Below are 17,475 nucleotides of genomic sequence, written 5' to 3' on the forward strand. Positions count from 1 at the left end.
AAATGAGCGGCAGATCACAGCCGACACGCAGCAAACTTTTCCGCGTCACGACGCGCACTTGGTACGGGAACATACCTGAATTGACGTTGCTGCCAGATTAGCGGGAGCCTCACGGCGCCGGGATGTAGGACAGTCCGGGAGCGGCCTTGACGGTGCGGCCCGACCAGATATGCGGCGCAGTTCCCGGCGCCCCCATCTCGGTGACTCGCAGATACACCCCGTCCGCCCGGTTCGAGGTGGCGTCCACCCAGGCCACATGCCCCGAGTCGGGGGCGTCGAGCACCCCGGGCGGGATGACCACCATCGCGCGGGCGCGCGGATCGCCGACCACGGTCCACCCCGCGCTCCGCGCCACGGACACCAGGTCGCGCGGTGTGCCCCGCACCGCCGGATAGGACCGTTTCCCGGAGGTGAAGTACCACTTCTCCAGTGCCCCCCACAGCGCGGTGCCCTCCTCGGCCGGGTTGCGGGTGACCGTGGCACCGGCCGGGCGCGGCGCCGCCGGGCGCGTCGATTCGGTGGCACACGGTGGGACAACGGGGTCGTTGGACCCGGTGACCAGCATCGCGTCGGTGACGTAGCCACCGTCGGCCAGCCGGTTCCACAGGTTGGTGGTCAGGTCGAAGGGGCCGCCGCTGAACACCGTGCCGCGCGCGTGGCAGGTGATGACCACCCGGGAACCGTTGCGCACCGTGCCGACCCGATGGCTCGTCGCCGACGGCGCGGAACGCACATTCAGATCACCGCTGTCGGTCCGCACGGTGACGGTCACCGCGCCCGCGGTCGCCTCCGGGGCCGCGGCGGCGGGGATCTCCGTCAGCCCGATACCGGCCGCCAGCACCGCGGGCATCACCAGCGCCAACCGCCGAGCCAATCCAGTCGTGTGCACAGCAAGCCTTTCGGACACCGGTGGAAAGAATGGTAATTCCGCCACGGTATATTTGCTGTGGTCACACAAAGTATTTGCTGAACCGAGATCTGACGGGGTGCGGGACACAGAATCAGGCTCACCTCGCGGGAACCGCGGCCGGCGTCCGGGCGCACTTCGGCCTGGTAGCGGCCGCCGAGGGTGTCCTCGTTGGCGCGGATGTCCTCCTGGATCAGGCCGTGCTGGATGCCGCGGACCACCTCCGGGGAGATAGGAGCGTGGGTCGAGGAAGGCGAGTCGAACTTCGACACTCGGCGCCACCGATAACGCAGACGGCGTCGGTCTCGTCGTCGGCATCGACCGGTTCATGTCCGAGGCGCGGGCGCTGACCAACCTCTCCGGCAATGCGGTCGCGACCCTGCTGGTCGGATCCTGGACCCAGACCATCGACCGCGACCGGGTGGACGCCGTCCTGGCCGGCGCGGCCCGGTTCCGGTGTAGGCCCCGTCGGAACCGGCGGCGCCGGAGCCATCCCGCGGCGGTGCCGGCACCGCATTCGGGTGCCCCGGCACCGGCCCCCCGAGACCGCACGAATATGCGACCATCGGCCGATGAACCCGCAGGACGATCCGGAAGCCCGGGTCCGCGCGCTGGAACCCACCGAACTCGGGTACGAGAACAGGCCGCAGACCGCGGCGCCGCCGACCCAGCAGTGGCCCGGCCAGGTCGGTTACGGTCAATCTCCTTACGGCGCAGACCCTTACGCCACCGCATACTCCGCGCCGTATCCGTCGGCACCGCAGCGGCGCCCCGCCATCCGGCCATGGATGGTGCTCGCCGCGATCCTGCTGATCTTTCTTGCGCTGGCCGGTGCCGCGGCGGTATTCGTGATGGCCTCCGGCACCTCGACGCCGGGCGTGCCCGCCATCTCCGGTGGCGGCGACGTGCTCACCGACGAACCCGGCGGCCCCGTGCCGCCGACCCTCATCGAACCCCCTGGCGCACAACGGCCGTCGAACCCGATCCCGGAGTCGGGTAGCACGCTGACCATCAGCGGGATCGGCGCCGACAAGTCCGTGACCTGTAACGACAACGTCGTCATCATCAGCGGAGCGAACAACACGGTGGACATCACCGGTCATTGCACGGCCGTGACGGTGTCGGGATTCGACAACGGCGTCACCGTGGAATCGACCCGGGAGATCACCGTGTCGGGGTTCGACAACACCGTCACCTACCGCACCGGAACGCCGCGGGTGAGCGAGTCGGGCAACGGCAACTCCATCAACCGGGGCTGACCGGTGCCCGCCCCCGGGCGCGCAACCTCAGCAACCTCACCGCCGGCGGTTCATCGGCCGCCCGCCTGGACACAGCCCGCACACAGGGAAGACTTAGCTTAGCCTTAGGTAATCTGCTAACTTAGCGATGTCATACCGGGGTGGGGCGGCCTGTTCCATGGCCGGCAGCACCACATTCAGCGAGGTCAGTGGCGTATGCGCATCGTTTCGTTCGGCTTTCAGACCTGGGGGGTCAAGACCCTCCAGGCGCTCGTCGACCTCGGCCACGACGTGGCGCTGGCGGTCACCCACCCGGCCAGCGACGACTCCTACAAGGGCATCTTCTCGGACTCGGTCGAAGAACTCGCCCGCAGCTACGGCATCCCGGTCCATCTGACCGAACGGGTCGACAATGCGACCATCGACCTGGTCAGGCGCGCCGAACCCGACGTCATCGTCGTCAACAGCTGGTACACCTGGATGCCGCCGGAGCTCTACAACCTGCCGCCGCACGGCACCCTGAACCTGCATGATTCGCTGCTACCCAAGGGCACCGGGTTCTCCCCGGTCATCTGGTCGCTGATCAGCGGGCAATCCCAGATCGGCCTGACGGTGCACCGGATGGACGAGAACCTCGACACCGGCGACGTGCTGGTCCAGCACTCGCTGCCGATCGGCCCGAGGGACACCGGGACCGAACTGGTCGAACGCGGCATCGACCTGATTCCCGGGGCATTGAAGGAGGCGCTGAGCGCCCTGGAGTCCGGGAACCCGCAGTGGCGGCCGCAGGACCGGGCCGCGCGCACCTACTTCCACAAGCGCTCCGAGCGGGACAGCCTGATCGACTGGAACTGGCCGGCCGAGGATCTGGAGCGACTGGTGCGCGCGCTGTCGGCGCCCTATCCCCCCGCCTACACCCACTACCGGGGCGAGCGGATCGAGGTTCTGGAAGCCAAGGTCTCCGAGATCCGTTACGGCGGAACGCCGGGCCGGGTGATCGTGCAGGAAGGCGGCGGCGCGGTGGTCTCCGGTCCCGCCGCCTACCGCGGTGGCAACCTCGGGCTGGTGATCACCCGGGTGCGCACCGCCGACGGGGCCGAGCATTCGGGCGACAAGTTCTTCCGGCGCGGCGGCTATCTGACGGCCACCGCCTCCTGATCCGCCCGGGTCACACGATTCGCAACCGTAGCGCCGCGGCAGTCGCAGGGCCGACGATGCCGTCGACCTCCAACCCGCCGGAGCGGCGCTGGAATTCCCGCACCGCACGCCCGGTCTGCGGCCCGTAGACGCCGTCGACGACGAGATCGCCGGCATAGGCCGCATACGCCGTCCTGAGCCGGCGTTGCAGTTCGGCCACCTGCGGACCGGCACTGCCGCGGTACAGCAGGATGCCGGTGTACGCGCCGACCGGCACCGGCGGCCTCGGTGTCGGCGTCCCAGCCGGGGCGGACGCGATGGTCACCGCGATGTCGGACCGCAGGACATCCATGTCGATGGCGCCCGGATCCCACTTGCCCTGGGCGTGGCCCGCGTACTCCTTGTGCCCGATCGTGCGCGCCGACGTCTGACCGAGGTGCCGGTTGATCGCCGCGCAGCAGCGCACCAATGCGAAATACTGTGCGTCCGGCCAGTTTCGGCGGTGTGGCGCCGATGGACTGGTCCCGCTGTTGGCACATTCGATCCCGATCAGGTGCCAGTTGCCCATGTTCGCCGGCACCCACGGATACATGCCGACGCCGGCGTGCCAGGCGACCCCGGCGGCCACCACCGTGACCGTCCCGTCGCGGGCGATGTGCAGCTGGGACAGCGGGCCGGCCAGGTCCGGACGCCCCTCGGCGATGGACGCCGCACTCGCGGTGTCCGAACCGGTGTGATGCACCATCACACCGCGCAGATCCTTGAACGCGCCGTGCCCACGGCTGCGCCAGCCCGGGTACTCCACCGGGGCCAGCCCTTCGGCGCGCAGCACCACGGCCAACCACGTCGGATCCTGCGCCCCGGGCCTGATCTGCGGCACTACGACCTCACAGCACCTTGGACAGGAACTCCTGCAGCCGAGGATGTTTCGGGTTGCCGAACACCTCTTCCGGGGAGTCGTCCTCCACGATGTTGCCATCGGCCATGAAGATCACCCGGGAGGCCACCTCGCGCGCGAACCCCATCTCGTGGGTGACCACCACCATCGTCATGCCGGCGGCGGCCAACTGGCGTAACACCTCCAGCACGTCACCGACCATCTCCGGATCCAGTGCGCTGGTGGCCTCGTCGAACAACATGATGGACGGGTTCATGGCCAGCGCCCGCGCGATCGCGACCCGCTGTTTCTGGCCACCGGACAGCGTGGCCGGCTTCACATCGGCCTTCTCGGCCAGCCCGACCTGAGCGAGCAGCTCGCGGGCCTTCTTCTCGGCGGCGGCCTTGTCCGCTTTCTTCGTCAGCAGCGGCGCCAGCGTGACGTTCTGCAGCACCGTCATGTGCGGGAAGAGATTGAAATGCTGGAACACCATCCCGATGTGCTGACGGACCTTGTCCAGGTTGACCTTCGGATCGGTCAGGTCGTAGTCGTCGATGGTCACCTTCCCTGCGGTGATGTCCTCCAACTTGTTGAGGCAACGCAGGAACGTCGACTTGCCGGAGCCCGACGGTCCGATGACGCAGACCACTTCGCCCTGGCTGATCGTTGTGCTGATGCCGTCCAGAACCAGCAGATCCCCGAAGGACTTCTTCAGCCCTTCGATGCGGATCTTGACAGTGCCCTCCGGGTCCGCGGAGGCGGCTTCGGTTACCAGTTCACTCATTTCGCTCTAGCCCCTCTCCAGCCGATTCGCGATTCTGTCCGAAAGCTTGGTCAGCGCCATGATGACGACGAAGTAGATGATGCCGACGATCAACCACATCTCGAAAGCCTTGTAGTTGCCCGCGATGATGATCCGGCCACTCTGCGTGAGCTCGGCGATACCGAGCACAGACAGGATCGACGTGTCCTTCAAGGTGATGACGAACTGGTTGATGTAGGACGGGATCATCGTGCGGACCGCCTGCGGCAGAATCACTTTCCGCATGGTGGGCAGGTAGCCGATCCCCAGGCTGCGGGCCGCCTCCATCTGCCCCTTGTCCACCGAGAGAATGCCACCCCGGACGATCTCGGTCATATAGGCGCCGGCGTTGAGCGAGAGCGTGATGATGCCCGCGGTGACCGCCGACATCTGGATCCCCAGCGTCGCCGGGATGCCGAAGTAGATGAAGAAGGCCTGCACCAGCAGTGGTGTGCCGCGGAAGATGTCGACGAAGGCGGTACCGATGGCGCGCAACCAGATCGACCGGGACACCCGGGCCAATCCGAAGATGACACCGAGTATGAGCGCGAAGAAGATCGATACGACCGTCAGGATGATCGTCATCTTCAGGCCCGCCAGCAACATCGGGCTGGTGCTCTTGATGAGCCCGAAGAACGAGGTGTCGTTCTCGGTGGCCTCTGCACCGAGGTAGCGTGCGATGATCTCGTCGTACCGGCCAGACTCGCGCAGGTTGTTCAACCCGGTGTTGAACTTCTGCAGCAGCTCGGAGTTGCGCCCCTTGTTGACCGCGAAACCGTACCCGGTGGGGTCCTCCTTGGGTGTCACGGTCTTGAAGCCGTTGCCCTGCGCGATCCCGTAGAGCAGCACCGGGTAGTCCTCGAACACCGCGACCGAGTTACCGGTCTTCACCTCGTCGAACATGGTCGAGGAATCCGCGAAGGAGACGACCTGGAAGCCGTACTCGTCCTTGATCGAGTTGGCGAAATCGGATCCCTGGGTGCCGTTCTTGACCGATACCCTCTTGCCCCTCAGATCCGCATAGGACTTGATCTCGTCATTGGACTCGAGCACCGCCATCTGCACACCGGACTCGAAGTAGGGTTCGGAGAAGTCGAACACCTTCTTGCGTTCGTCGGTGATGGACATGCCCGCGATCACACCGTCGACCTGGTTGGCCTGCACGGCCTGCAGGGCCGCGTCGAATCCGAGCGGTTTGATGTCCACGGTGAATTTCTGGTCCTCGGCGATCGCCCGGATCAGATCCATGTCGATACCGACGAAATTCCCCTGGCTGTCCTGGAATTCGAACGGTGCGAAGGTCGTGTCGGTGGCGATGGTGTAATTCTCGCCCTCGGCGGCCGCTGTCGCCGGAGCGAGCACCGCGGTGCCGAACAGCGCCACCAGTAGACCGGCGACCAGAACCGTGACCTGCCGTCTGTACCTCTGACTTCGAATGCGTCGCCCGTTCGGCGAGGTCTGCGCTCGCATGTTGGTCTCCCCTCCGCTGTGCCTGGAGGTTCACGCTAACGCCGCGAGCGCCCTCTGCGCGTGATCTCCCCACAATCACGGGCAGATCGACATCCGCAGATGATCACTCGGGGGGCGAGTACCCCTGCAGGTAGGCGGTTCTCGGCCGCGGCGACATGAACGACGGAAGGCGTGGCGACCGGTCGGGTTTCAGAGCAGGCAGACCGACCGAGGACCACACCGTGGACGCCGGGCCCTTGGAGGCGTTGATACCGAAATCCCGCGCCAGGTGCGGGCGGTACGGCCGCGCGGGGCCGAGCAGCTCATTGCCGGAGTGGTTCTCCCCGGTATCCACGTGATAGACCGCCCCGGAGAACGGTAACGGCTCCAGCACCCGGCCGCGTCGCTCCCACCACTCCAGCGAGTACCGGTGATTACCGAGAACCTCTTCCAGACCGTCGCCGAAGGCGTCGGCGATCTCCTGCTGGGTCGCCGACACCGTCAGGTGTGCCGGGACCTCGTAGGCCTCCAACGGGACGATGAACGAGGTGCCGCAGATACGGAACAGTCTGCGTTGCACGGTGTAGGCGTTGCGGGCCCGTGAGTACATGACACCGCGCTTGAGCACCCAACCGGGCCGGCCCGGATTGTCGTGGGCGAACGCGGCGAGGTCCCGGTGCACGAAATCGTCGGCGTCGACCTGCATGACGTATTCGGGGTTGAACTCCCCCGCGGCGACCAGCCCGACGCCGACCTTGGTGCCCTTGTCCCACACCAACGGCGCGTTGCCGGTCTGCGCCGTCCGTTGTAGCGACGGGCGTACGAAGTCCACCTCGACGAAATGCGTCCTGGACGGGAGCGGGAACGACGGCGCACGGTTGCCGACCACGATCACGACGTAGTCGTCGCAGGTCTGCCGGGCGATCGAGGCGAGGGTGTCCTGGAGCAGCGCTTCGACACGTCCATAGTCGGCCGAGTTGTGCGGATGACGCAGCGTGGTGATGAAGGCCAGCATCAGCAGCCACTCGGCCCGTCGGGCGTCACTCCCATGAAAACCCTGCTCCGTTTCTGCAGAACACCACACCGGCGAGGGCCTTGCCAGCGAATTCTGGACCCGCCGGACGCAGGAACAGCCGCTGACAGCCCACGCCGGCGGCCGCAGGGCCGACCGGTCGGCCGAGGCGGAGCCATCCCCGCCCTCGACCGCGGACAGAACCCTGTGGGTCTCCCGTGACGAGAAGTGCGACCGCACCACCCGACGCCGTGATCAGGACACCGCCGGAGTCGAGCACTCTCCGGCCGGTCCATGATTACCGGCAGTTGCACAGGTTAGGCTAACCTCCGCCAAGAGTCCACTTCTGAGCGAGTTCCCGAAGGATCAGCATGCGCGGCAACACGGTTGGGCACCGAGACTGCAGATTCAGCAACTCCCTGGGTGGTGCCCGGCCGGCCACGATGACGCAGGTCACGAACATCCTCGGGCGCACGGGCAAGGCACCCCGCACAACCCGGCTACTGGCCGCCGTGATCCTTCTCACGGCCGGCGCCACGATCTGGACGGCGCGATCCCGGCCGCGCGACGTGGTCGCGGCGGCGGCCGCGGTCGACGACGATCACCATCCCGGACCGGTCCCCCAGGCACCGGCACTGCCCGACCGGCCGCTCGAACATCGCTGCGTTCCCGCCCATTTCGCGGCCACCGCGCACCACCGCCCCGACCGGGTCGCGATACGGACCGCGACGTCGACCGTGACCTACCGCGAACTGTTGAGTGCGACACTCGCTTCCACCCGCCCGCGTCCCGCCGGCAGCGAGCCGCACGCCGCGATGCTCTCGGCCCCGCTGACCCCGTCCGCGGTGGCCACCGTGCTCGGACTGTTCGGCTCCGGCATCGCCGTCGTGGCACTGGACCCCGCCATGCCGCAGAACCGGGCCCAGACGATCGCGTCGATCCTGACCGAACACGGTTATCGGCTCCAGCACGTGCAGGTCCCGGCCGAGCTGCCGGCCGGCCCGGTGCCCGAACCCGGCGCCGGGCTCGGTGGCGGCACGGACGTCGACGATGTCGCGAGCATCCAGTTCACCTCGGGGTCCACCGGTGTGCCCAAAGCGGTGCTGCATCCGCACGGTCTGTGGCTTGCCGACGCCCAGTTGCTCAACGATCGCTTCGAACTCGGCGACGGCCGCACGGTCGCGCTGTGCATGCCGATCAGCTTCGCGGCCGGACTCAACGTCGCGATCGCCGCGCTGCTCGGCGGGGCGGAGATCGTCGCGATCGACCCGCAGACGACCTCCGCGGGCGAGGCGTTGGACCGCATCGCCGATGCGGGCGCCCACGCGATCACCTGCACACCGGCGTTCGTCGGCGCCCTGCACGCCGCCGCCCGCGGCCGCACCCTGCCCGCGGTTCGGCGCATCGTCACCACCGGTGAGCCCGCGCATGCCCGTCACGTGCGGCTGGCCCGGGAGCTGGCGCCGAACGCGGTGTTCACCAACTGGGCCGGGTCCACCGAGACGCTGGCCATCGCCAGTTACGACATCCCGCCGACGGCGGCATTACCGCACGGCGTCATTCCGGTCGGAGTTCCCGCCCCGCACAAGCGGATCGACATCGGCGAGGAGGGTGCCGTCTCCATCAGCTCGCGTCATCTCGCCCTCGGTTATCTGGATCCGGCGGCGTCCGCGGCGGCCTTCACGGTGCATCCGGACGGGTCACGGACCTATGCCGGCGGGGATGTCGGGCGGTGGGACGACCAGGGCAATCTGGTGCTGTCGGGACGCGCCGATGCCACCGTCAAGATCCGCGGCTACCTCGTCGAACCGTCCGAGATCGAATCCACCCTGCTCAGTTACGACGATGTCCGCGAAGCCGCGGTGGTCGCCGGCACGGTCGACGACACCCCCACCCTGACCGCCTATGTGTCCGCCGATCCCGAGGCCCGCACCCCCGCGGTGGCCGAACTGCGCACCCGCCTGCACCGGGACCTGCCCGCCTACATGGTGCCCACACACCTGGTGGTGTTGCCCGCACTGCCCCGCGGTGACCGCGGCAAGGTCGACCGGATGGCGCTGCCTCCGGTGCAGCGGCCGGTGTTCGATCCTGCACGCGGAGAAGCGGAATCATCGGTCGCCCGGCTGTGGTCGGAGGTGCTGCGCGTCGAGCAGGTGGGCCGCGGGGACGGCTTCTACGCCCTGGGTGGGGACTCGTTGTCGGTGACGCAGATGCTGGCGCGCGTCACCGAGGTGCACGGGGTGAAGCTCAACCCTTCGGATCTGGCCGGCGCACCGACGGTCGCGGAGTTCGCGGCGAGGTTGGCCGGCGACGGCCAGGTGGGCGCGTCGACACGGGACTCCACGACCGTGGCATTACGCCCGGTGTCCGCGGATACCGTCGGCGCGCCGATCTTCTGCTTTCCCGGGGCGGGCGCCTCGTCGTTGTGCTTCAGGCCGTTGGCCGAGCGGTTCGGCGAGCAGACCGCGGTGTATGCGCTGGAGCCCAAGGGGCTGGAGAAGCGGGCGATCCCGGATCTGTCGGTACGTGCCGCGGCGCGGCGCCAGGTACGCAATCTGCGCCAGGTACAGCCGGCGGGCCCCTACGTCCTGGTCGGGCACTCACTGGGCGCCCACATCGCCTTGGAGACCGCCCGGCTGCTCGAAAAAGACGGTGAGACAATAGAACTGCTCGTGCTGCTCGACCCCTGGTTGTCGCCCCGGGCAGCCAGGCTTGCGCGTGGCGACCTACCGGATGTGCAGGTGACACTGCAGCAGACGGTGCCCACGGACCCGCGGTCGTGGTGGGAGCACCAGAAGAAGCTGCCGCTGGCCGGCTTGTTCGTCGGTGACCTGCACCGCAGGACCATGGCGGTCGAGGAGGTCGGCGTCATGACCGGGCTGCGCTACGTCCCGCGGCCCTGGGCCGGCCGGGCCCTGGTGGTGCTGAGCCATCTCAACAAGGACGATCCGCGACTGTGGCCGCGGATCCTCACCGGGGACCTCAGCGTCGAACGCCTGGAGTGCACGCACGCGTCGATCGTCCGCGAACCGCATGTCGGCGCCGTACGCGCCATGATCGACGATCGCCGCCGCGGCTAGCGCCGGCCGGGAACGACAACGGGCAGCGGGTGAATCACCCGCTGCCCGCCGTAAGTTGCCGTGATCAGAAGCCGAGGAGGCCGCCGACCAACTTGCCGACCTGCTTCTGCAGGTTGCTGCCCGCCTTGCCGACCTGGTTCTGCAGGTTCGTGCCCGCGTCACCGACGCGATCCTGCAGGTTCGTGCCCGCATCGCCGAGCCGGTCGCCGATATCCGAGCCCGCGGTCCCGAGCCGGTCGCCGATATCCGAGCCCGCCGTACCGAGGCGATCCTGCAGGTTGCTGCCCGCCCGGCCGATCTGGGTCTGCAGGTTGCTGCCGGCCTTGCCGAGCTGCTTCTGCAGATTGCTGCCGGCCCGGCCGACCTGCCCCAGCACCGACTTGTTGGAGCTGGAGCTCGATTTGACGCTGGAGCTGGAGCTGGAGCTGGAACCAGAGCTGCTGTCGCCGGTGTCCGCGTACGCGGCCCCTGCCGAGGCGACTCCCATGGCCAGCGCGATTCCGCCCCCAGCCACGACCGTCGCGACACGCATCCTGACGGAGGTTTCCTGACGTCCCGACATTGTGGATCATCCTTTCAGCAAATTCCCCAAATAACATCGAGAAGTTAGCATGACAGTTGCCCGACAAACTAGTCCTGGGTGCAAATTTTTCGCCGGAATAAGTTTTACGGGGGCGACAATTTGTTTGCCTCCCATAACTGACATTGCAGCGTCGTGCAATGTTCAGCCGCGCGCAGCCGGGAACAACCGCGACCAATGGCGGTGTATCCCCAGTTCAATCCGACCTTCGAGACGCCCGAGTCGACCCGGCCGGCACTGGGATCAACATGACCAATGGCGCATTGAAGGTTGCTGAATTTTCACGGGGGTCACCAGTTGCAGGTGGCTCCAGTGCGATTTGCCCCCTACCCGATCGAGGCCAGATCAAACCTGTTTGCAGCAAACTATTCCGCACATGCGCGCAAGGATTGTCCGGTCGACGCAAAAGCGATGGTCAGCGCAGCAACCGGCGCGCCGGGTCGGCGGCACCGCTGCGATCTGCGCACGGCGTGCGATTACTGAGAGAGGTACACCTTGACGCCGATGAAGGGCCGCCACGTCATGACGCCGCGCTGGAAGTCCACCCGGGTCGCCCCGTTCACCCACCTCTGCGAGGACGTCGCCAATCCGAGTTCGGGCACCCACTTCTTGACGAATTCCGCGTTGCCCCAATGCGCGCCCGTCTGCGGGGAATACCAGATACGGAAGCGCTGCGAACCGGCAAAGTCCTGATAGCCGTTGGCGAAAGCGCTTGTCGGAGCGCCCTTCTGCGACCGCGCCAGATCCGCGACCGGCGTCGGGGACACCAAGAAGCTGCCCGGTGCGGTCTCCCACAGCGTGCCCTCGGTACGCATCTGCGCCCAGACCTTCGACGTCACCGCGTAGACCGGGCTGAGCACCTCCCCGAGGCTGGGATCGGTGTGCACGGAAAACCGCCGGAACACCTCGGTCGTACCGGGCGGGGACTGCACCACCTTCTGTGCGAGTTTGGGCGCCCAGTTCGATCGATAGATCCCGAACCGCTCCTCGTCATTCCAACTGTGGCTGTTGATGTCTCGGGTCGTGTACAGCATCAGCGGACCGGCGTACGGGAGTTCCCGCCAGGTGCTGATCATGTCGGAGATGTAGGCCGCCTGCGTCGACTCGCTGACCCGGGTGGTCGGCAGGCCGTACTCGGTGACCCAGATCTTCTTCGCGCCGTCCCCCTGTTCCAGCATGATCTTGCGCATCCGCACCAGTTGGTCCACCGGCGTTCCGGGCTGCTGCATGCCGGCCGAGAACTTCATGCTCCAGCTGTACGGGTGGTACGACAATGCGTCGAAGAAGGGGGCCGCGCCGTGGGCGTACATCTGACTCAGAAAGGTGACCGGATTGATGGTCAGCTGACCCCAGCTCGATCCGGATCCGAGCACGCCCCCGACGACGATGACACCGGGATCGGCGGCCTTGATGCGTGGATAAGCCGCCTTCATCAGCTTCACATAGCCGGCCGGGTCCGGTTTCGGGGAATAGCCGGTGAAACCGTTCGGCTCGTTCCAGATCTCATAAGCGGCGATTTTGCCCCGGTACCGTTCGGCGACTTTTGCGGCGAACAATCCGTAGGCCTCGGTCGACGCCGGCCGGCCGTTCGGCGGCATCGCCCCGAATGCGGTTGCCCACCACGGCGGGGAAAGGATGGAGGCGATGACCGATATGTCGGCGGCCCCCGCGGCATTGACCACCCGGTCGGATCGCGACCAGTCCATTCTTCCCTTGACGGACTCGACTCCGGACCACGGAATACCGATCCGGACGGTGCGGATGTTGTCCGCGACCCATCGCTGCACGGTGTCGGCGACCTTCGCGTCGTCGTAGAAGTAGATGCGCGAATCGGCGAAACCGAGTGTGGTGGCCGAGTTGCTCAATGTGGCCACGTTGTCGGTGACCACTTGGCGGTGCCGTTGAGAGGTGGGGGTCGAAATCAACGCGACCACGCACAGCCCCGACACAATTGCGCCGAGAGTCGTGCGTATGAATTCGCGGCGCCGGAACTTCCTTCCGCCGCGCACCATAGCCACATTCCTCCCGGCGCTTTGTCAATTGTGACGTTATTTCTAACGGAAAGCGTCGGCGAACTGCGGCAGCGAATTCGGCGTGTCGAAAACCCCCGGTCACAATAGGGATACGGTGTGGGTATGCGAATCGGTGTGGTATTTCCGCAAACGGAGTTGGGCGGCGATCCCGGTGCGGTCCGCGCCTACGGCCAACGGGTGCAGGATCTGGGATTCACCCACGTGCTGGCCTACGACCATGTCGTCGGCGCCGACCCCGCCGTACACACCGGGTGGGCGGGCCCCTATGACGTGCACACCACCTTCCACGAACCGCTGGTGATGTTCGGCTATCTGGCCGCCATCACCACCACCCTGGAACTGGTCACCGGTGTCCTCATCCTTCCCCAGCGCCAGACCGCCCTGGTGGCCAAGCAGGCAGCCGAGGTGGATCTGCTCAGCGCCGGACGGCTTCGCCTCGGCGTCGGAATCGGCTGGAACGCCGTCGAGTACGAGGCGCTCGGCGAGGACTTCGGTAATCGCGGCGCACGCTCGGCCGAGCAGATCAGCGTGCTGCGCCGACTGTGGAGCGAACCGTCGGTGACCATCGAGGGGCGCTATCACCGGGTCACCGGCGCCGGCCTGGCACCGCTGCCGGTACAGCGGCCCATCCCGGTGTGGATCGGGTCGGCCTCGGATCCGGGCTACCGGCGGGCCGGCCGGCTGGCCGACGGGTGGTTCCCGATGATGGCACCCGGGCCCGCGCTCGACCACGCCCGCGGCGTGGTCGACGACGCCGCGCGGGCTGCCGGCCGGGACCCGGCCACGATCGGCATGGAGGGACGGGTGTCCTGGCGCGGCGACGATGACGCGACCCGGCGCGACATCGCGGCCTGGGCACAGGCCGGCGCCACTCACCTGTCGATCAGCACCATGGGAGCCGGGCTCAAGGATGTCGACGAGCATCTGGAGGTGCTGGCCCGTATCGCGGCCGGCCTGACCATGCCCTGAGTCCGCGAGCCACCGCGGTGGCCGCCGTACGCTGTGGTGGTAATGCGTGCAACAGGCGGCTCGCCGGTCACCGGCAGTCCCGATTCCGGCGTGAGCACCGGTACCCGGACCGATCGGCCCACCAGTTCTCGGGTGGCGTCGCTGACAGGTCTGCGCGCGCTGGCCGCACTGTTGATCGTGGCCACCCATGCGGCCTTCGGCACCGGCCAACTGTCCGACGGCTATCTCGGCGCGGTCTACGCACGCCTCGAAGTCGGCGTCCCGGTGTTCTTCGTGCTGTCGGGATACCTGCTGTTCCGGCCCTGGGTTCTGTCCGCCGAGCGCGGGACCCCGGGGCCGTCGGTGCGCCGCTATGCGCGCCGCCGGATCCGGCGCATCGCTCCCGCCTATGTCATCACGGTGCTCACCGCCTTCGCGATCTACCACTTCCGGGACGCCGGGCCGAATCCCGGCCACAGCTGGCTGGGCCTGCTGCAACACCTCACGTTGACCCAGATCTATCCGCCGAGTTACTTCGCGGTGATGCACCAGGGCCTCACGCAGATGTGGAGCCTGGCAGTGGAAGTCGCCTTCTACGCGGTGCTGCCCCTGCTGGCGGGACTGCTGTTGACGGTGCTGTGCGGCCGGCGCTGGCGACCGACCCTGCTGCTGACCGGACTGGCGCTGCTCGGTGCGGTGACACCGCTGTGGCTGTGGTTCACCCAGACCACCGACCTGCTGCCCGGATCGGCCAATATCTGGCTGCCCGCGCACCTGATCTACTTCGTGGGCGGGATGACCCTGGCGGTGCTGCAGGTACGCGGGGCCCGCTGCCGGCCCTGGCTCGTGCTGCCGCTCGCGTTGGCCGCGCTGCTGGTGGTGGCCTCACCGGTGGCCGGGAACATCAGCGGCCAGGACCTCGCGCCCTGGCAACCGGTGGTCAAGACGTTCCTCTACGCCGTGTTCGCCTGCGCGCTGATGGCGCCACTGGTCCTCGGCGACGGCGGCCGCTACGCCCGCCTGCTCGGTTCCCGGCCGGTGGTCTGGCTCGGCGAGATCTCCTACGAGATCTTCCTGTTGCATGTCATCGTGATGGAGTTCGCGATGTCGGAGGTGCTGCGCTGGCCGGTGTTCACCGGCGCGATGCCGGTGCTGTTCGGCGTCACCGTGGCCATGACCATCCCGGCGGCCTGGGTGTTGCACCGCTGGACCCGGGTACCCGGCGCCGAACGCGCCGAACGCGCCGAAAGGAGCCGTCCATGAGTTCACCGGAGCAGGACTACCCACCACCGGCCACCGAACGCGGCCGCGTCGAACCGGTCCCGCGCCGGATACGCGGCTACGCCGGTACCGATCTGGTCTTCGACACCCTGGGCGCCCGCTATGTCTGGGAGATCCCCTCCTACCCGCACTATTACGTCCCGCTGCGCGATGTGCGCGCGGAGTTCCTGTCCGACGACGGGCATCCCCAGCGGGTGCAGTTCGGGGCGTCGCGGCTGCACACGCTCGATGCCGGCGGGCGGTCCTGTCCGGGCGCGGCCCGGGTGTTCGACGACGGACTGCTGCCCGGCCATGTGCGCTTCGAATGGGACAGCCTGGCCTGGTTCGAGGAGGACGAGCGGATCTACGGCCACCCCCGCAGCCCGTACTCCCGCCATGACGCGCTGCGTTCGCACCGCCACGTCCGCGTGGAGCTCGACGGCATCGTGCTGGCCGAGACCCGGACCCCGGTGCTGCTGTTTGAAACCGGCTTGCCGACAAGGTATTACCTCGACCCCACGGACATCGCGATGCAGCATCTGGAGCCCAGCGACACCCAGACCCTGTGCCCGTACAAGGGCATCACCTCGGCGTACTGGTCGGTGCGGACCGGCGAGACGGTGCACGCCGATCTGGCCTGGATGTACCAGTACCCGCTGCCGGCGGTGTCCCGGATCGCGGGGCTGGTGGCGTTCTACAACGAGAAGGTGGACCTGGTGGTCGACGGCGTGGCGCTGCCGAGGCCGGTGACGACGTTCACGTAGGCCCTTTCCGTCCTTCGGTGACAAATATAGGTAGCGCACTACTCACCTCGGGTAGCCCGGCGGCGTGCACACTGGAGCCGTCGACAAACTGCAGCGGCCTCTTCCCCACCGAGGAGGCCGCTGCTTTCACTCGTGGGTGCCGGTCGCGCGCTGGGTGCCGGACTGCGCGCTGACGAGTTCGACGCCGTCGCCCACGTCGACGGTGACGGTGACGACGTCCTCGTGCGGTTGCTCGAAGAACGGCAGTTCGAGCAGACCGTGGAGGTCGCCGGTGTCGACGAAGGTGTGCGCGCGGGCGAACAGCGGCGCCACGTCGAAGACCCGGACCCGGAGCTTCTCGCGGTTGAGCCTGCCCAGTTCCCGGCCCGATTCCGGGTCGGTGATGACCTGCGGCGCACCGGAGTAGACGGCGAACACCATGCCCGCCACCACTCCGGCGTCGGCGCCCCTGTTGATGACGAGCGTGTAGTCGTCCTCGATCAGGGCGACCTGACCGATGAGCGTTCCGCTCATGAGGCCGCCAGTGAATTGCTCTCTGAGATAGCCGATTTCGATGCCGGGCCGGGCTGGATGCGCGGCCTGAGCCGGTAGGCGTCGACCTGCACCGGTGCGTTGTCGGTCTCGTCCTCGTCCTGCTCGGTCCCCAACGCCAGTTCGACCGCGGTCTTGGCCTGGAAGAGCGCGATCACCGCCTGCTGATGCCGGTCGGAGCCCAGCGCATTCAGGGCGAGGGTGAGCTTCTTGTCGACATAGAGCACCGACCTCGACAGGTCGGACGGGGGCACCTCGACCGCGGGCGCCGGCGCCGCAGCGGCGCCGGGTTTGGCCATCGCGCGGTGTCCGAGGGCACCCAGGGTGATCGAGGCGACCGGGACCACCAGCACCGCGCAGATCACGCTCGCGGTGCCGGCGAGGGCGATGGTCCCGACGATGCCGGCGAGCATGAGGACGCCCGCCACGAACATCATCTTCAGCGCCGGCGGGATGGCGTCGAACGCGCGCCAGGTCTGCATGGCGACCGTGGCGACGTATCGGGCCAGCCCGGCGATGGCGCGCGCGACGGCGGATGCCGTCTTGACCACCACGTCGGCGGCGGCCCGCCCGAACCGGTCGACCTGCTGCTTGTCCAGCTGCGGCTTCGGCATCGACCAAGTCCGCTTCGGCGCAACCGGCGGCTGCGGGGCTGCGGGCTCGGCCGCGGTCCGGGCAGTGGACTGCTCATCTGGCGACTCGGCAGCGACAGCCTCATTGGTCACATTCGCATCAACAACCACATCTGCATCTTCCCGCGCGGTCTGCCAGAACGCCCGAGGCGCGCCGAGGGCGCCGAAGTCTGCCCCGCGCCCCGATCTGCGTCAATCGGCCGATCCCGGCCCGATAACCGGTTA

The 17,475-nt window shown here is 67.6% G+C and carries 15 protein-coding genes and 1 pseudogene; 7 read left to right on the forward strand and 9 right to left on the reverse strand.

From position 1 onward, the window contains the following. Window positions 1–109 precede the first annotated feature (109 nt). Window positions 110–889 (reverse strand): amidase, encoded by a 780-nt coding sequence (locus tag K0O62_RS22880; RefSeq protein WP_234800200.1) that lies wholly within the window; start codon window positions 887–889, stop codon window positions 110–112. A gap of 301 nt (window positions 890–1,190) precedes the next feature. On the opposite strand from K0O62_RS22880, the pseudogene K0O62_RS22885 reads away from it, so the two are divergent. From K0O62_RS22885 to K0O62_RS22895, 3 genes and pseudogenes are all read left to right on the forward strand, one after another. Further along, a pseudogene (locus tag K0O62_RS22885) lies at window positions 1,191–1,349 on the forward strand (C4-dicarboxylate transporter DctA); the annotation flags it as partial. A gap of 130 nt (window positions 1,350–1,479) precedes the next feature. Beyond that, the gene (locus tag K0O62_RS22890) at window positions 1,480–2,166 is read left to right on the forward strand and encodes a DUF3060 domain-containing protein (protein WP_165637013.1); all 687 of its coding nucleotides are present in this window, start codon (window positions 1,480–1,482) and stop codon (window positions 2,164–2,166) included. Window positions 2,167–2,361: 195 nt separating this feature from the next. Beyond that, entirely contained in the window at window positions 2,362–3,303 is a 942-nt protein-coding gene (locus K0O62_RS22895) for a methionyl-tRNA formyltransferase (protein ID WP_073858027.1), read from the forward strand. 10 nt (window positions 3,304–3,313) lie between these two features. Here K0O62_RS22895 and K0O62_RS22900 read toward each other — a convergent pair whose 3' ends face one another. From K0O62_RS22900 to K0O62_RS22915, 4 genes are all read right to left on the reverse strand, one after another. Further along, window positions 3,314–4,162, reverse strand: a complete 849-nt coding sequence (locus K0O62_RS22900) for a peptidoglycan recognition protein family protein (protein WP_073858028.1) — start codon at window positions 4,160–4,162, stop codon at window positions 3,314–3,316. Window positions 4,163–4,169: 7 nt separating this feature from the next. Next, a complete protein-coding gene (locus tag K0O62_RS22905) occupies window positions 4,170–4,943 on the reverse strand; it encodes an amino acid ABC transporter ATP-binding protein (RefSeq protein WP_073858029.1) in 774 nt (257 codons plus the stop codon). Window positions 4,944–4,949: 6 nt separating this feature from the next. Next, complete coding sequence (locus K0O62_RS22910; RefSeq protein ID WP_073858030.1) at window positions 4,950–6,431, reverse strand: amino acid ABC transporter substrate-binding protein/permease; 1,482 nt, start codon at window positions 6,429–6,431, stop codon at window positions 4,950–4,952. Window positions 6,432–6,534: 103 nt separating this feature from the next. Continuing rightward, complete coding sequence (locus tag K0O62_RS22915) at window positions 6,535–7,425, reverse strand: glycosyltransferase family A protein (RefSeq protein WP_073858031.1); 891 nt, start codon at window positions 7,423–7,425, stop codon at window positions 6,535–6,537. 440 nt (window positions 7,426–7,865) lie between these two features. On the opposite strand from K0O62_RS22915, the gene K0O62_RS22920 reads away from it, so the two are divergent. Next, window positions 7,866–10,502 (forward strand): alpha/beta fold hydrolase, encoded by a 2,637-nt coding sequence (locus K0O62_RS22920; protein ID WP_079244118.1) that lies wholly within the window; start codon window positions 7,866–7,868, stop codon window positions 10,500–10,502. 64 nt (window positions 10,503–10,566) lie between these two features. On the opposite strand, the gene K0O62_RS22925 is transcribed toward K0O62_RS22920, so the two are convergent. Together K0O62_RS22925 and K0O62_RS22930 are read right to left on the reverse strand one after the other, a co-directional pair. After that, window positions 10,567–11,064 carry a hypothetical protein gene (locus tag K0O62_RS22925; RefSeq protein ID WP_131817430.1) on the reverse strand — a complete coding sequence of 166 codons (498 nt, stop codon included), beginning with the start codon at window positions 11,062–11,064 and terminating at the stop codon, window positions 10,567–10,569. A gap of 494 nt (window positions 11,065–11,558) precedes the next feature. Beyond that, entirely contained in the window at window positions 11,559–12,956 is a 1,398-nt protein-coding gene (locus K0O62_RS22930) for a cellulase family glycosylhydrolase (RefSeq protein ID WP_234800206.1), read from the reverse strand. A 261-nt stretch (window positions 12,957–13,217) separates the two neighbouring features. On the opposite strand from K0O62_RS22930, the gene K0O62_RS22935 reads away from it, so the two are divergent. The 3 genes from K0O62_RS22935 to K0O62_RS22945 all read left to right on the forward strand — a co-directional run bounded on the left by K0O62_RS22935 (window position 13,218) and on the right by K0O62_RS22945 (window position 16,087). Next, the gene (locus tag K0O62_RS22935; RefSeq protein WP_073858034.1) at window positions 13,218–14,084 is read left to right on the forward strand and encodes an LLM class F420-dependent oxidoreductase; all 867 of its coding nucleotides are present in this window, start codon (window positions 13,218–13,220) and stop codon (window positions 14,082–14,084) included. 90 nt (window positions 14,085–14,174) lie between these two features. Beyond that, window positions 14,175–15,326, forward strand: a complete 1,152-nt coding sequence (locus K0O62_RS22940) for an acyltransferase family protein (RefSeq protein WP_073858035.1) — start codon at window positions 14,175–14,177, stop codon at window positions 15,324–15,326. Next, a complete protein-coding gene (locus K0O62_RS22945; RefSeq protein WP_073858036.1) occupies window positions 15,323–16,087 on the forward strand; it encodes a DUF427 domain-containing protein in 765 nt (254 codons plus the stop codon). The genes K0O62_RS22940 and K0O62_RS22945 overlap by 4 nt, the downstream gene beginning before the upstream one ends. Window positions 16,088–16,213: 126 nt before the next feature. Here the strand turns inward: K0O62_RS22945 and K0O62_RS22950 are convergent, their stop codons facing one another. After that, window positions 16,214–16,600 (reverse strand): hypothetical protein, encoded by a 387-nt coding sequence (locus K0O62_RS22950; RefSeq protein ID WP_073858037.1) that lies wholly within the window; start codon window positions 16,598–16,600, stop codon window positions 16,214–16,216. Further along, entirely contained in the window at window positions 16,597–17,232 is a 636-nt protein-coding gene (locus tag K0O62_RS22955; protein WP_234800201.1) for a hypothetical protein, read from the reverse strand. Before K0O62_RS22955 ends, K0O62_RS22950 begins: the two co-directional genes overlap by 4 nt. Window positions 17,233–17,475: the final 243 nt, after the last annotated feature.

The organism is Mycolicibacterium diernhoferi (assembly GCF_019456655.1).
Classification (GTDB): domain Bacteria; phylum Actinomycetota; class Actinomycetes; order Mycobacteriales; family Mycobacteriaceae; genus Mycobacterium; species Mycobacterium diernhoferi.

What these genes read in the sequence shown, in the direction of transcription:
- K0O62_RS22890 (WP_165637013.1), top strand. Translation starts at nt 1,480, where the DNA reads ATGAACCCGCAGGACGATCCGGAAGCCCGGGTCCGCGCGCTGGAACCC.
- K0O62_RS22895 (WP_073858027.1), top strand. Translation starts at nt 2,362, where the DNA reads ATGCGCATCGTTTCGTTCGGCTTTCAGACCTGGGGGGTCAAGACCCTC.
- K0O62_RS22905 (WP_073858029.1), bottom strand. Translation starts at nt 4,943, where the DNA reads ATGAGTGAACTGGTAACCGAAGCCGCCTCCGCGGACCCGGAGGGCACT.
- K0O62_RS22910 (WP_073858030.1), bottom strand. Translation starts at nt 6,431, where the DNA reads ATGCGAGCGCAGACCTCGCCGAACGGGCGACGCATTCGAAGTCAGAGG.
- K0O62_RS22915 (WP_073858031.1), bottom strand. Translation starts at nt 7,425, where the DNA reads ATGCTGGCCTTCATCACCACGCTGCGTCATCCGCACAACTCGGCCGAC.
- K0O62_RS22920 (WP_079244118.1), top strand. Translation starts at nt 7,866, where the DNA reads ATGACGCAGGTCACGAACATCCTCGGGCGCACGGGCAAGGCACCCCGC.
- K0O62_RS22925 (WP_131817430.1), bottom strand. Translation starts at nt 11,064, where the DNA reads ATGTCGGGACGTCAGGAAACCTCCGTCAGGATGCGTGTCGCGACGGTC.
- K0O62_RS22935 (WP_073858034.1), top strand. Translation starts at nt 13,218, where the DNA reads ATGCGAATCGGTGTGGTATTTCCGCAAACGGAGTTGGGCGGCGATCCC.
- K0O62_RS22945 (WP_073858036.1), top strand. Translation starts at nt 15,323, where the DNA reads ATGAGTTCACCGGAGCAGGACTACCCACCACCGGCCACCGAACGCGGC.
- K0O62_RS22950 (WP_073858037.1), bottom strand. Translation starts at nt 16,600, where the DNA reads ATGAGCGGAACGCTCATCGGTCAGGTCGCCCTGATCGAGGACGACTAC.
- K0O62_RS22955 (WP_234800201.1), bottom strand. Translation starts at nt 17,232, where the DNA reads ATGCCGAAGCCGCAGCTGGACAAGCAGCAGGTCGACCGGTTCGGGCGG.